This window comes from Rhodococcus sp. NPDC127593 (assembly GCF_042671975.1).
Lineage (GTDB): Bacteria > Actinomycetota > Actinomycetes > Mycobacteriales > Mycobacteriaceae > Rhodococcus_F.
The window spans coordinates 1-13,408 of record NZ_JBHXWI010000087.1 but is presented as its reverse complement, the minus strand read 5'-3'; the positions used below and the strand labels follow the sequence as shown (position 1 = coordinate 13,408).

Below are 13,408 nucleotides of genomic sequence, written 5' to 3'. Positions count from 1 at the left end.
AGCAACTTTCCCTCTGCACTCGGCGAGCCAACTTCGAATCCGCCCCTGCGGGCAGCACGGCTCGATAGTCCACTCATCACGACGCCGCCCCTCTACCCTATGACGCTTCAGGAGAACAATGCCGGTCACACATATCCCCGCGATTCGCACTGCCCTCGAATCCTCCGCGGTCTCCCTGTGCGCTCTGAGTATTGCGTGCGCGGTGGTGTGGCCCGCGGCGGCTGATCCAGTCGCCGTGGACGTTGCGGCAGCGGCGGCGCAGGTCGTCGATGTTGCCGACGGAGACACACTGGTGGCGCGGTACCTCGACAAGAGCGAGGTCTTCGCTGTCAGTGTTGTGGGCATCGACGCACCCGAGGGCGAGGAATGCTGGGCCGCGCAGTCGACGCAGTTCGCCAGGGACAACCTCGTGGGCCGGCAGGTCATGCTGTCGGCAGAAGCGACACTGCCCAACACCGATCCCACCGGCGCTCTCGTCCGGCGCGTTGCCCTCGACAATGACATGGACGGCGACTACGCGATCAAGGCTGCCCGCGAGGGTGCAGCACGGGCACACGCGACCGACCAGGTACGCCTTGCCAGCCAACTGCTCTCAGCCGAAGCGGGGGCGCGCGATACCCACCGCGGCCTGTGGACGTGCGATGGGAGCATCCCCGTTGCAGCACCCAGTCCAGACCCGGGGCCCCGGCCGGCCCCTTGACCCGGTTCGCCCCGAACCATCCTCCTCCCACACGCCCCTTCTGGTGCGAACGACAAGGAAATCCGTGACGCCCGACGACCCCGCGGCACCTGCCGATCCAGCAATCGTGGTGCCTCTCCGCGGTACACACTCACTCGAATTGTCGGCCGAGGACGCGCGCCTCGACCGCGATATCTCGGATGCGATGGCCACAAGGCTCCACCAGCGCCTCGCAACAGGCGAACGCGTATTATTGATCGCGACAACCGCCGCCGGTCTCATCGCAGACGTCTGGCCCATTCTCGGCGTGTCGGACCCAACCACCCAGGGGCTCCGCCACTTCCACTTGAGCAAACCCGCAAAAGCCGACCGCGCTCTGATCGGACGCCAGAGCCCGGTGCGTCGCTCGACGACGATCGAGTTCTGGGACCCACAACACGGTGTGGGCGACCACCTGTGGTGAACGGCTCATGACGCGCTTCGACCACCAGTTCGACCCCCTCAGTGATTCCCCGTCAATTCTCAGCATTTTCGCAGATAGGAATCCCCAGTACGTTAGGCTGGTCGGCCACACAGGTGCGGCATACTGGTGTCGTGTGGTGGATATTCTGGATCGTCATAGTGTGGGTGGTGTTGTCGATACCACTCGCAATACTGATCGGGAAAGCAGCCCGACAGAAAGACCGCCGCGAAAAGTTGCCCCGCCGGCGCAAGAGCCGGACCGGCGGGCCCCCCGACCAGACCGCCGCGTAACCATGGCAACGAAAGACACGCGCCGGCCGCCGAACGGCGCGCACGCGCGAATCGGTCCTTCCCGATCGGCCCACGCGACTGGTTGACTCGGGCGAGGGCCCGACACCAGATGACACGGATACAAAAACTGGGGCCCCCAGCGTTCTGTGAGCCCCAGTTTCAGATCGCGGTGGTGGATTACACTCCGGTGGATCCACCCTCCGACCCGAAGGTCAGGAACGAAGCAAAGAAGTTGATCAGATCCGCGATGCTGGCGAAATCTACAGACATATTTCACTCCTACTGAGGCGATGGTGTCGGAAGCTCGATCTGTGCCCCTGCCGGGCACTCGTTCTTTCTACACGAGTTGAAAGACTTTGCAACAGCAGGGGAGCGGCCTACACGAAGTTCCTCCCGCGATCCGACCCGCTCCTTCGCGATGCGGCGACGACGGCGGACAGCTCTCGAGTTGGTGTATCGCCCATACACATCAATCTCGAAGTGGGCCGGCGCAATACATGACCTACAGAAAAACCATCCAGAACCCCGGAAAAGTGACCACAAACCAGATCAACCGTAGCCCGTAGCATCGCGCACCCTCGACACACCTCCACGTACATCGCGCGAATGACAACGACTGGCGTGCAGCGGGTTCGAGAACCAGCTTTCGCGGCAGAGCGGGAGGCAGTCGGCGGTGAGATACTGTCGCTTGCCAGGGTGATGGGACCACCTCGTTGCCACGAGCATGGGACCACCCGAAGGTGTCATCGAGCATCGACCTCGCCTTCTGCACTGTCAACCACGCCACGCCCCGGGCGGGTGCGTTGCCGGTAGGACGGGCCCTCGATGACGAGGGTGTGCGCCGAGGAGGTGAGCCGGTCGATCGCCGACTGCGCGAGCAGGGCATCGGTGGTCATCGACAGCCACTCATCAGGGGCCCTATTCGAGGAGACGATCGTCGCCTTGCGGCGATGGCGCTCCACGACCAACTCGTAGAAGTCGTTGGTCTCGGTGGCATCCAGGGGCCGCAGCGCAAAATCATCGAGGACCAGCAAATCGACGGTGGCGATGCGCCGCATCTCCGCCTCGACCGAATTGTCGAGCCGGGCGGCGCGCAGACGGGCGAACAGCTTGTCCGCGCGGGCGCAGAGCACCGTCATCCGCCGCCGGATCGCCACGTGCCCGAGGGCGGTCGCCAGGTGCGTCTTGCCGACCCCGACCGGACCCAGAACCAACACCGAGTGGCCGGCCTCGGCGAACCGCAGCGACACCAGATCCGACAGCAGGGATCGGTCGTAACGGAGGTCGTCGAGGGCGTTCCAGGTGTCGATCCGCATCGACTGATCCAGACCGGCCTTCGCCGACCGCAATGTCGCCGAGCGTGATTCCCGCCGGGACACCTCATCGGCGAGGAGCAGTTCCAGGAACGCGACGTGGCTGAGCTGGTGCTGGCGGGCCAGCGCCAGTCGCTCGGGCAGGGTGTCCTTGAGGGCGCCGAGCTTGAGGGCCTTGAGAAGGGCGATCAGGTCGGCGCCGACCGGATCGACCGGCCCCGCGGGTGCGGGTGGGGTGGTCATCGTGTCTCCTTCGTGTCGGTGTTGCCGCCGGCGATCACCGTCAGATGCCCGGTCCTCTCGGTGGCAACGCCGGTCCCGGCAGTGGCGACGGTGGTCCTTTCGGTGGCAACGCCGGTCCCGGTAGTGGCGACGGTGGTCCCAGATGTGACAGGTGTGGTCCGGTCGGTGGCGAACTCGGCGGGGTCGCGGGTGAAACGGGACGGTGCCGCCGATCCGGCGGCCGGCAGCAGCGGCGTGGTGGTCTCGGTGGCGCGTTCGAGCATCGAGGCGATCTTGCTCACCGACACCACATCCAGATCCAGCGCCGTGCTGCACGCAGCTTCGACCGGGCCGGGCCCGTAGCGGCGGACCAGCCCGAGCAGCCGGTAGACCGCCCGCATCCGGATCCAGGGCAGCGGATCGTCGAGGAGTCTTTCGGCGTAGATCCCGACGGCGCGGCCGTGCCCGGCGCAGGTGCCGATCAGTCGGTCCAGGTCCCGCATCGCGTATCCGACCTTCTCGGTGGGCAGGTCCTCCGGGTCGGTGCTGCGCCCACCGGCGGGTTGGCGCGGGTGCACCTTCACCAGGTTTCCGCGGGCGTAGAACTTCACCAGCGCACTGTCCGCCCGGGCGTCGAGCACACTGCCGATCCACTGTCCCGGTATCGAATACAGTGCCTTGGCGACCTCGGCATGGAAGTCGCGGTGCACCTTGACCTGTTTGAAGATCGGCACGTCGTAGACCGGTGGGACGGGCAGCAGCATCGGTGCCTCGTCCTCGTCGAACACCTCGAGCGGGCGGGCGGCGGTGGTGCCGTGCGTCCGCATCCCGGCGGTGTCACGGCACCACGCTTCGGCACGCTGTTGCGCCTCCGTGAGATCAGCGAATTCCTCACCAGCCCAGTAGTTTCCGCGCACATATTGCACGGCGCGTTCGACCCTAGGTTTATCCTTCGGCGACCGGATCCGCGCCGGGTCCGTCACGAACCCGGTGTGCTGGGCGTAGTCCAACCAGCCCTGCGACAGCCGCGGATTGACCGCGTCCGCCTCGGTCACCACCGGCTTGAGATTGTCCGGAATCAGGACCCTGAACACACCGCCGAAGAAGGTCCACGCCGCTTCGCAGCCGGCGATCACCGCCGCCAGGGTCTGCGAGTACGTCACCCACACGAACATGTGCCGCGAGTACACGGCGGTGAAGATCAGCGCGTGCACCTTGCGGCGCCGCCCGGTCTCCGGATCGGTCAGATAGCCCAGGTAGCCGAAGTCGATCTGGCATTCGCTGCCGGGATCGCCGTCGACGATGCGGACGGTGGTGTCCTTGCGGCCGAAACCGCACCGCTCGGTGGCGAATCGGTGCAACGTGCGATACGGCACCACACAGCCCTGACGGGCCAGCAGTGTGTCGATCTTGGTGATCGTCAGCGGTGGATGCGCGCCGTCGCCGGCCACCCACGCGGTGATCTGGTCCTCGAACCCCAACAGCCGGTCCCAGGCGGACCCGTGCCCGCTCGGGCGGGCCGGGCGCACCGCCTCGATCACCGCGCCGATCAGCCCATCGTCGAGGGCGTCGACACCGTCGCCGCGCTGCAGCCCCGCGGCCTGCGCGGCCTCGACATACCGCCGCGCCGTTTTGCGGTCCACCCCGCAGCGCGCCGCAATCGTGCGCAATCCCGGCGGCCGGGACCCGGGCACCCCGAGCCAGATCCGGAGCACTTCCTTGACTTCGTTCACATTGACCTCCCGAAAAGCCATGCCCGTCCGCCTTCGTGACCGGGGATACCGACACGACGATCAAACGAGCCATCCGACGGGACTTCGGCGCGACGCGCCGGGGTGGTCCCATGACTGGCAATCCGAGTGGTCCCATGAGGGTGGCAGAAATCAAGTCAAGACGGTCCCATGCTCATGGCAGGCGACAAGATACTCGCCGCCGCTGTAGCGGCAAACCGAACCCGTGGATACGCTCAGCGCGGATCTAAACGCCGCCTGACCACATCGTTGTGACGCCGACGTTCCCCATGTTCTCGATGAGCATCAGCTCGGTCACGCGCTCCGGAGGTTCGGCATGCAGTCCATCCCCGACCGACTCTACGACCTCGCCGCCCTCCTGAAGCACGCCTACGGGAAGGGCGACCTCATCGGCGTCATGCAACTCGAAGCGCAGTTGAACGCACTGCTCACCAACCTGAGCGCGACACCTGGTAGGGAATAGCTGTATCTAGTACCGGCCAGAAATGGCTCATCCCTTTGTCATTCGGGTGGTATACCCGCACGAGCCGAACTGGCGAGTAACCGATCTGCCTGTTTATGATCAGCCCGCGTCCGGGACCCCATCCGACAGCCGGCGAGGAAACCCCGCCTTCCCCCGAGGTCGAGTGGGGTCTCGTCATACCTCCAGAAAGAGTGCTCATGGACAGCGGCGTTTGGGATACACCTTCTGGCATGTTCATCCAGTTCGTCTCGGGAGTGCTGCACGCCCTCAACTGGGGCAGCGTCAACTAGAAACGGCGACGCCCCACCCGGAAGGATAGGGCGTCATCGTGCACCTTGGTAGCGAGGCCAATCCGGCCACAGACCGACCGCTCGAGGTACAGCCAGCTACCGAAGTTCAATTCGGGAACGGGTGGCGATGGGAGGCAGGGGCATCCGCGCACGCCTACAGAAGGAGGAAACGCCCCCACTCTGGCGTGTGTGGTGTGACCTAGTCACTGCATCAAAGTGAACCCAGCGCCGTAGCTACCCTTTGCGTCGATATCCGCCAGAATCGGCATGATCTTCCCGTAGAACGTCGTCGGCTGGGTTCCGAAGTCCATGCCGATGTTGAGACCGACGAGCGTCTCCCCCACCACGATCGGACCGCCTGAATCGCCCTCCCACATCACCGCCCAGTTCTGAAGGTGAATACCGTCTACATTGCCGATGATCCCGCAATTCTTGCCGGTGGTCGCTCCGTGGTTGCACCCCACGTCCGCCAACGAGGCATCACCGACTGACGAGACGACGACGTCAGTGGTATCGCTGTACTTGCTCGGCACAACAACGTCCGGGTTCAGCCGAATCACCGCGTAATCGAGCGCCGTGAACGTGCCATCCGTGTTGCGCGAGAAAACGTCGGTCTCCCACCCGATCGGCCCCTTGGCAGCCTCACCAACCTTGTATACGGCCTTATCCGCGCCCTGGTGGCAGTGACCGACGGTCAGCGCAACCAAGCGGCCCGCGTTGTCGGTGCCGACCGCCCCGATCGAGCAGTACCCCTCGACATCCGGGTATGGGGTGTACGCGGTTCCCGGCCCGACATGGACGGTCGGTCCCGCCTGCGCCACCGGGGCGACACCGAGCGTCAACACGAGCGCGGCAAAACCCGCGACCAAAACCATCTTCATCCGTTTCTCCCATTCCTCTTACTGGGGAGCATTCTCCTGTTTCTCTCACCGGAGTGCCCACTCATGAGGTGCTACCCCCACGAAAGCACCTCACCCTGAGACGGGCGAGGGGCATTTTGAGCAGTTCTGAACGGATTCGTTCCACACCCTTTGTCATTCGGATGACATACATAGCCCATCCAACTGGCCGAAACCGACTTGCCCATTTAGATCAGCTCGCGCCGGCGGATCCGATCGCCGGCGCGGAAATCCCCGCCTTCCCGACGTTGAGGTGTTGAACGTCTGCAACACGGCATCTTCTCCTGAGGAGCGAGAAATAGCCCCACCCTCAGGAAGGCTGAGGTCACCTACCATGCATCGGGTCCATTACGGCGGATGTCGACGTGCCGCTCCAGTTCGATGGCCAGGACGCCCGGGATTGCGTCAAGCGCTGCGAGTTGGCTCGCGGGGACGGAACCGGAAATGATTCCGATCGTGCGGTGCACCGCGTCGATCCGCATGCCCTCCTCGGCCAGCGCGACGCCGACCACGTCGATGTCCTCGACGTGGTCGGCGTCCACCGTGACACTGATTCCGACCATGCCCGGCACGATTCGTCGAACCCTTCTATCCGGATGCCTGGATCAGGCCGGCACCGACATCGAGTGACGGCAACGCGAGCCGCCGGGAATGCTGGGTGAGCAGGGACCACAGATCGCGGCCGGTGCGCCCGGTCTTCTCGCACCACAGGGCAGCGATACCCGCGACGTGCGGAGTGGCCATACTCGTTCCGTTCTTCGTGCCGTACCGCACGGGCATCGGCACCGTCGAGAACACGCGAACGCCAGGTCCTGCCACGTCGATCTGACCACCGGCGACGGGGTTGCTGGCGGCAGAGAAATTGGCCAGCCCGAGATCGGGGTCGACTGCAGCGACGGCCATGATCGACGGACTGTTGGCGGGTACGCCCACCAGTCCCGGGCGCCCGGCGGCTCTGTTCGCGTTGTTGCCGGCCGCGGCGACGATCAGCACTCCGGCCGCCAGTGCACGCTGCCCCACCGTCTCGTAGGCGACGGACACCGACGGGACGTCGGCGCCGAGCGACATCGAGACGATCTGACAACCGTTGGCGATGGCCCACTCGATGCCTGCGAGGATGCCACCGTCCACGCCACGTCCCTGATCCGACAGAACCTTCCCTACGAAGATGTCGGCCTCGTGAGCCACTCCGTATCGGCGGGTGCCGGTGGCTGCCGCCGGACCGCAGGCCGTTCCGACGCAATGCGTGCCGTGCCCGTGTCCGTCCTGGGGTTCTGCGCCGGGTACGAACGACTGGGCCGTGATGGTGCGACCGTGGAAATCCGGGTGGGTGAGGTCGAGTCCGGTGTCGAGGACGGCGATCCTGACACCGCGCCCACTGCACGCCGACGTCGTGGCCCTGGTCGCCAGCAGTCCCCAGGTGAACTCCGGCGAATCCAGGAAGTGCTCGGCGTCCTCCACCGCGGCGGCGCCGTTCGCAGGCCGTGCGATCTCTGCGACGGTGTCTTCGCTGTCCAGTGCATGGTGCACCAACTCGGGTTCAACGGAGAGGACCGCGACGTCCGGTGCGGCAGCCGCGGTGCGGAGGGCCTCCAACTGGCCGGGATCTGCGGTCACCACTGCAATTCCGAGTTCGTCGAACAGAATTGCGTCAGCCACTTCCGCGAGCTCGAGATCCATTGCCGAAGAATCGAACTCGCTACTTCTCGTTACAGTCGAGACGCCGGTGAGGGACCGTAGGAGTTCCGTCGGATCCGCTTGTCTCCCGTCGTCCGTGAACACCACCACCTGGCGGCCCGTCGTTTCGGCGGTCGAATCGGCGGCAGGCCGTCCACCGTCCCCGTTCCGGTTGGAATCTTCTCGAGATATCACTGTTTCGTCCTCACAATTCTGGAACGCAGCGCACTCGCCGCGTCAATGCATCTATGTTTCTTCAGGTTTCGTGTGCTGCGCCCGGTAACTGCGAAACCGGGCGCAGCACTGTCGCTGGTCACGAATCCACTGCACGCTCAGAGCAGCGCGACGACTGCACCCACGACACCGATTGCCTGACCCAGGCCGGTGATCAGCGGGCCGATGTCGAGGTTCGCCGAGGCCGACCAGCGCCATCGGTACCCCTGCGCATTGAAGATGGGCCACGCGTTGCGCAGAGCCGGGTTGGTTCCGCTCCTGTTCCAGTCGAAATCCCGTGAACCCGGCTCGAACGTGCCGTGCAGGCGGCCCTTCGCGGGCATCACGAACGACGGATGACCGGAGCCGGTGGTGAGCATCCACGCGATCGAGACGGTGTAACTCGTGGCGCCCGAAACATGAAGGTGACCACTGTAGTTGTAGCTTCCGTCGGGAAACACCACCATCTGCGTCCACCCGCCGACGGGGACACCCCCGCCGAACACGATGCGTCCTGACCCACCGATGCGGGTGAAACCCAGAACCTCCGCGGTCGGCGACAGGGGATCTTCCTCAGTGGTCAGTGCGTCCCAGTCGATGCTGTCCAATTCGGCCCCTTCACTTTCCACCTTCTCCTTGATGCCCTCCGGGTCCGGCAGCGCGGGAGGTGCGACGAGGTCGGCTCCCGTGACGATGGGCCCCGCGCCAGGGCGGGGGGCACTGTCTTCGGACAGCTCGCCGGCGTCCGCGTACTGGTCGGTGGTGTCCTGCGGGACGTTGATTACTGACATGACCGTTCCTTTCGAATGGGATGGCGACGGGAAGGTGACTGTCGACGCCTCCGGAGTGTCGCTCGTCGGACGTCTTCAACGGTCCAGCACGACGGCCGGGATTCCGCGAGTGCTGCGCTACCCGACTTTCTCGTCGACCGACTGGCGGGCAGAGTAGTTCGGTTCACGCGACCGCAGACGCGGTGTGATACCAGTCGACGACGACAGATCTGACCCCGACCGAGGCGATCATCGTCAGGAGGGGACCTTCGAGACAGATCCGGCTGGAGCATCCACCGAAGGTGGGCGCGGCCCTCAGCCCGATCAGGATTTCCGGTGACGATGCCGAGCGGCGGCCCTCGATGAGGATGGACTCCTCGTCGACGCCGCGGACCGCGATGTCGTGTCCGTCGGCGACGTCGCCGACGATCAGAGCAAGGTAGTCGACATCGGCGCCCTCGTCGCGGGTGGCGATCAGTCGCGCCGTGTTCCTTCCCAGCGGCACGCGTTCGTCCAACACCAGAACGGCGGACTCGGACTCACGGAGTTCGTCGAGTTCGACTCGTCTTGCCGTCCAACTGAAGAACGGCTCCGGCCGCGCGGTCATGACATGCTCCTGTAGTTCGACGCAATAACTTTCCGCGATACTCATACAGCGTGGCCTGGATGTCGGCTGATCTCGCGAGTAGCGTCCTACCCGATCGTGCGAGACACGCCTCCAGTCGATCTCGAAACCGAACTCGTGCCCGTGACTCGCCACTCAACCCATCGACGCTTCTGGAGTACTGCGGCCGAAAGCGACTCCAAGGTTGTATTGCATTGGTTCGCTGGATAACTCGTGCTCAATACTCGCCACGGTGCTGTCACCAGTGCCTCGAGAATCTAGAATCAGTGCATGGGTCCGACGTGGCCTCTGATTCAGCGGCAAGTCGAGTTCGACGCGATCACCGCGTCGCTCACGGCTCGGTCCGGGGGATGCGGTGTCGTCCTCACGGGCGATCCCGGCGTCGGCAAGACCACCCTCGCACGGTTCGCCACCGAGTCACTGCCCGGTGAGGTGAAATGGGTGGCGGGCACCGAATCGGCGCGCAGCATCCCGTTGGGCGTATTCGCCCATCTGGTCGGGGCGTCCACCTCCCGGGATCCGGTCGCCTTTCTGTCCGCCGCGCGGCAGGCGCTCCTCGACGACGGACACAGTCGCGATGTGGTGGTCGGCGTGGACGACGCGCACCTCCTCGATCAGCTCTCGGCGACGTTCCTTCATCAGCTTGCGCTCGACAGGGCGGTCCACATCGTCGCCACCGTTCGCAACGGCGAGACCGTGCCCGATGCGATCACGTCGTTGTGGAAGGACGGTCACCTCCTGCGGCTCGAACTGGCGCCGTTCAGCCGGGATCAGAGCATCGAGTTGATCGAGTCGGTGCTGGACGGCCCCCTCGAGGGGTTGAGCGCGGACATGATCTGGGAGGCGTCCGGCGGGAACGCGCTGTTCGTCCGACATCTGGTGGAGGGTGCCCTCGAAGCGGGGACGCTGCGCCGTTCCGGTGGCGTCTGGCAGTTGCGGGGACGCGCCGCCATCACATCCGAACTCGCATCCTTACTGGAACACCGGATCGATCAGATTCCCCACGACGTGTTGCAGGCATTGCAGCTTCTCACCTTCTGCGAGCCGCTCGACCTGGACATCCTCGGACAGCTGGCGGGTGAGGACTCGGTGGAGGAGGCCGAGCGACGCGGCCTCGTCAGAATCGTCGAGGATGGACACCGGCTCGACGTCCGTTACACGCATCCACTCTTCGGTGAGGTGATTCGACGACGGGTGGGACGCGCGGCAGGTCGACGGCTCCGCGGGCAGCTCGTGGAGGCTCTGAGCAGCCGGGCTGTGGTCGGATCCTCCAATCGGATTCGCCTGGCAGAGTTGGCGCTCGACAGCGACCGGTCGGTCGAACCCGATCTGCTGGTCGACGCCGCCGAGGATGCCATCGGTTTGGCGAATGTTCCTCTGGGGGAACGGCTCGCGCGCGCGGCGCTCGACCAGACAGGCAGCTTCGAGGCGGCCGACCTCCTCGCCCGAGCACTGTTGTGGCAGGGGCACGCCACCGAGGCGGAATCGTTGCTGCTGTCCTTCTCGCCCGACAGTCTGGACCAGGTGCAGCTGGTGCGCTGGGGTACATCGCGGATCGCAAACCTGTTCTGGGCGAGCGGCGAGTCGGAGAAGGCCGACGAGGTCCTGGCGGTTCTGCGGGAGCGGGTCACTCATCCCAGTCTCGTGCCGATCATCGAGGGAATCGGCTCGGTGTGCGCGGTATTCGAGAATCGCCCCGAGGAGGCCGCAGCGGCGGCGACGGCGATTCTGTCCTGTGACCGAGTATTGCCGTGGGCGATCGAGTGGGCGTTCTTCGGTGGTGGGCTGTCCCTGGCACTGATGGGATGCGGCGGCCGAGTGCCGGAACTGGCGGCGCGTAGCGCTGCCGTGGCCGATCAGATCGACGGGCTACTGCGGTTCCCGGCCGCACACGGTGAGATCCTCGCGTTGACCCTGACCGGACAATTCGCCGCGGCGCAACGCCGGGCCGAGGAGTACCTCTCGTTGGCGTCGAGCGGCCGATACGTTGCATGGGGGCTTGCGAACATCCTCGTCGGGACGGTGGAACTTGCCCGCGGTCGGTTCAACGACGCCGCGGGTCGCCTCGAGCAGGCGATCGCCGCCCTCAACGTCGGCGATACGGCCGATGCCATCTCGTGGAGTTTTCCCGCCTACATCGTGCTCGGTCAGGCGTACGCGGAACTCGGCCGCATTCACGAGGCGGACGGGATCATCACCGCAGCGCAGGCTCGGAACGGCCGGCACGTGGCCGTGTTCGGGCCCCAACTCATGATGTCGCAGGCCTGGCTCGCCGCAGCGCGAGGTGAAACATCACGGGCAATCGACCTGTCGCGATCGGCGGCTGATTCGGCCTGCACGGCCGGACAATTCGGCATCGAGGCGACAGCACTTCATCTTGCCACCCGGTTCGGTGACACGACCACGGCTACGCGGCTCGCCGAGTTGGCCGACATCTGCGACGGCCAACTCGTCGACATCGTTGCCCGGCATGCGGCGGCAGTTACGGCAGGGGACGGATGCGGTGTGGCATCGGCAGCAGCCGAATTCGAAAAGATCGGTGCTCTGCCGGATGCCGCCGACGCCTACGCCCGGGCGGCGATCGCGTTCACGCATGCCGGAGACAAGCGGCGTTCGATCGAGTGCGCTGCCGCGGCCGAAGCCCTATCGGCACGATGCGATCACATGTCCTCCCCCGCACTGAAAGAGGCCGCCCATCCGCTCCCCCTCACGAGCCGCGAACGGGAGGTGGGGTCGATGGTTGCGGCCGGATTGTCGAACCGGCAGATCGCTGATCGGCTGTTCGTGTCGGTGCGGACGGTGGAGGGGCATATCTACCGTGCGTGCATGAAGCTCGATGTCGCAGATCGCAGCGGGCTTGCGGAGTCGATGGGGACGACGGTTCGGTGATGTCGTGCCTGGACTCGGGGCACGACGACATGCCGGCTCGGCAACAGGAATCGTCCTGTTGCGGAGTCGGCATCGGGTGTGCGGTTCGAGTTCCGGCCGGCCGCCCGGCACGCGCTCAAGGAGCCGACGTAGGCGGAAGCACCCCGGACAGCCGGGCCGTTCCCCACGGCTCGATGTCGTAGACGGGGATGCAGTCCAGACCGCGGGCGCGCACGCGCTGCACGACGTCCGCGTCCGAACCGGAACAGGTGCCGTGGGCTACGGCTTCGGTGACGATCGCGCACAGCACGTCGCCGCCGAGGTCGCGTACCGGTTTCAGCCCCTGCTCCACCGTCCAATGCCTGACGGCGGCCCAGTGTGTCACCTCGGTGACGGTGGACGGTTTGCCGATGAACAACACTCTCCGCGTCGCGTTCCGTCCACCCGCGACGGCGGATGGCTGCACCTGAATCTCTGCCTCGGTGCACCACTCGGATGCCAACTCCGCCAACCCGGTGCTTGCAATCGTCGACATCGCGCCCTTTTCCTGTTCCTAGGTCCAAACTCGATGGGGACCATCCTGTCGCGAATCGGACGCGGCACCTGTCCCCCGATCGGGCCTGAAATGGGATGAATCGGACGTCCCCCGATCGGCCCGGCGACGCAGCGCTGCGGCACTGATCGAGACGCCGTATCTTGACGTCCTCTCGGCCGTGAACGACCGAGAATCCCCTCGAGACTCGCGTCCCGAGGTTCCTGTTTCACCGACAGTTGCCTCCCCACACGTTATGTGCGAGGTGGTCTCACACCATCTCCGCAGGCTGCCACCGCCAGTCCGACGGCCAAAATATTCCTCGCCGCGTTCACATCCCGGTCGTGGACGGC

The 13,408-nt window shown here is 65.4% G+C and carries 13 protein-coding genes; 5 read left to right on the top strand and 8 right to left on the bottom strand.

The window, feature by feature from the left end; all coding sequences use genetic code 11:
• Positions 1 to 118 precede the first annotated feature (118 nt).
• Entirely contained in the window at positions 119 to 700 is a 582-nt protein-coding gene (locus ACFVJ3_RS44410; RefSeq protein WP_378458129.1) for a thermonuclease family protein, read from the top strand.
• A 64-nt stretch (positions 701 to 764) separates the two neighbouring features.
• On the top strand, positions 765 to 1,142 hold the full coding sequence (locus ACFVJ3_RS44405) for a hypothetical protein (protein WP_378458128.1): 378 nt from the start codon (positions 765 to 767) through the stop codon (positions 1,140 to 1,142).
• Between the two features lie 1,033 nt (positions 1,143 to 2,175).
• Here ACFVJ3_RS44405 and ACFVJ3_RS44400 read toward each other — a convergent pair.
• Together ACFVJ3_RS44400 and istA are read right to left on the bottom strand one after the other, a co-directional pair.
• Complete coding sequence (locus ACFVJ3_RS44400; RefSeq protein WP_378458127.1) at positions 2,176 to 2,988, bottom strand: ATP-binding protein; 813 nt, start codon at positions 2,986 to 2,988, stop codon at positions 2,176 to 2,178.
• A complete protein-coding gene (istA, locus tag ACFVJ3_RS44395) occupies positions 2,985 to 4,721 on the bottom strand; it encodes an IS21 family transposase (protein WP_378458126.1) in 1,737 nt (578 codons plus the stop codon). The genes ACFVJ3_RS44400 and istA overlap by 4 nt, the downstream gene beginning before the upstream one ends.
• Before the next feature lie 313 nt (positions 4,722 to 5,034).
• Here istA and ACFVJ3_RS44390 point away from each other — a divergent pair, with 313 nt between their 5' ends.
• Complete coding sequence (locus ACFVJ3_RS44390; protein ID WP_378458125.1) at positions 5,035 to 5,181, top strand: hypothetical protein; 147 nt, start codon at positions 5,035 to 5,037, stop codon at positions 5,179 to 5,181.
• Between the two features lie 493 nt (positions 5,182 to 5,674).
• Here ACFVJ3_RS44390 and ACFVJ3_RS44385 read toward each other — a convergent pair whose 3' ends face one another.
• The 4 genes from ACFVJ3_RS44385 to ACFVJ3_RS44370 form a co-directional block, all read right to left on the bottom strand.
• A complete protein-coding gene (locus tag ACFVJ3_RS44385) occupies positions 5,675 to 6,352 on the bottom strand; it encodes a serine protease (RefSeq protein ID WP_378458124.1) in 678 nt (225 codons plus the stop codon).
• Positions 6,353 to 6,699: 347 nt separating this feature from the next.
• Positions 6,700 to 6,942 carry a hypothetical protein gene (locus tag ACFVJ3_RS44380; RefSeq protein WP_378458123.1) on the bottom strand — a complete coding sequence of 81 codons (243 nt, stop codon included), beginning with the start codon at positions 6,940 to 6,942 and terminating at the stop codon, positions 6,700 to 6,702.
• A gap of 16 nt (positions 6,943 to 6,958) precedes the next feature.
• The gene (locus ACFVJ3_RS44375) at positions 6,959 to 8,242 is read right to left on the bottom strand and encodes a S8 family serine peptidase (protein WP_378458122.1); all 1,284 of its coding nucleotides are present in this window, start codon (positions 8,240 to 8,242) and stop codon (positions 6,959 to 6,961) included.
• Positions 8,243 to 8,379: 137 nt separating this feature from the next.
• Positions 8,380 to 9,051 (bottom strand): hypothetical protein, encoded by a 672-nt coding sequence (locus ACFVJ3_RS44370; RefSeq protein ID WP_378458121.1) that lies wholly within the window; start codon positions 9,049 to 9,051, stop codon positions 8,380 to 8,382.
• Between ACFVJ3_RS44370 and ACFVJ3_RS44365 the strand changes: the two genes are divergently transcribed.
• Entirely contained in the window at positions 9,050 to 9,208 is a 159-nt protein-coding gene (locus ACFVJ3_RS44365; protein ID WP_378458120.1) for a hypothetical protein, read from the top strand. The two genes, ACFVJ3_RS44370 and ACFVJ3_RS44365, sit on opposite strands and share 2 nt — an antisense overlap.
• Before the next feature lie 6 nt (positions 9,209 to 9,214).
• On the opposite strand, the gene ACFVJ3_RS44360 is transcribed toward ACFVJ3_RS44365, so the two are convergent.
• A complete protein-coding gene (locus ACFVJ3_RS44360) occupies positions 9,215 to 9,637 on the bottom strand; it encodes a hypothetical protein (RefSeq protein WP_378458119.1) in 423 nt (140 codons plus the stop codon).
• 288 nt (positions 9,638 to 9,925) lie between these two features.
• On the opposite strand from ACFVJ3_RS44360, the gene ACFVJ3_RS44355 reads away from it, so the two are divergent.
• A complete protein-coding gene (locus ACFVJ3_RS44355) occupies positions 9,926 to 12,544 on the top strand; it encodes a LuxR C-terminal-related transcriptional regulator (RefSeq protein WP_378458118.1) in 2,619 nt (872 codons plus the stop codon).
• A 115-nt stretch (positions 12,545 to 12,659) separates the two neighbouring features.
• On the opposite strand, the gene ACFVJ3_RS44350 is transcribed toward ACFVJ3_RS44355, so the two are convergent.
• Positions 12,660 to 13,058, bottom strand: coding sequence for a hypothetical protein (locus ACFVJ3_RS44350; RefSeq protein ID WP_378458117.1), 399 nt, complete (start codon positions 13,056 to 13,058; stop codon positions 12,660 to 12,662).
• Positions 13,059 to 13,408: the final 350 nt, after the last annotated feature.

Excerpts from the sequence above, each read along its gene's own strand:
- istA (WP_378458126.1), bottom strand. The coding sequence starts at position 4,721 with ATGGCTTTTCGGGAGGTCAATGTGAACGAAGTCAAGGAAGTGCTCCGG.
- ACFVJ3_RS44390 (WP_378458125.1), top strand. The coding sequence starts at position 5,035 with ATGCAGTCCATCCCCGACCGACTCTACGACCTCGCCGCCCTCCTGAAG.
- ACFVJ3_RS44410 (WP_378458129.1), top strand. The coding sequence starts at position 119 with ATGCCGGTCACACATATCCCCGCGATTCGCACTGCCCTCGAATCCTCC.
- ACFVJ3_RS44360 (WP_378458119.1), bottom strand. The coding sequence starts at position 9,637 with ATGACCGCGCGGCCGGAGCCGTTCTTCAGTTGGACGGCAAGACGAGTC.
- ACFVJ3_RS44370 (WP_378458121.1), bottom strand. The coding sequence starts at position 9,051 with ATGTCAGTAATCAACGTCCCGCAGGACACCACCGACCAGTACGCGGAC.
- ACFVJ3_RS44400 (WP_378458127.1), bottom strand. The coding sequence starts at position 2,988 with ATGACCACCCCACCCGCACCCGCGGGGCCGGTCGATCCGGTCGGCGCC.
- ACFVJ3_RS44385 (WP_378458124.1), bottom strand. The coding sequence starts at position 6,352 with ATGAAGATGGTTTTGGTCGCGGGTTTTGCCGCGCTCGTGTTGACGCTC.
- ACFVJ3_RS44350 (WP_378458117.1), bottom strand. The coding sequence starts at position 13,058 with ATGTCGACGATTGCAAGCACCGGGTTGGCGGAGTTGGCATCCGAGTGG.
- ACFVJ3_RS44365 (WP_378458120.1), top strand. The coding sequence starts at position 9,050 with ATGACCGTTCCTTTCGAATGGGATGGCGACGGGAAGGTGACTGTCGAC.
- ACFVJ3_RS44355 (WP_378458118.1), top strand. The coding sequence starts at position 9,926 with ATGGGTCCGACGTGGCCTCTGATTCAGCGGCAAGTCGAGTTCGACGCG.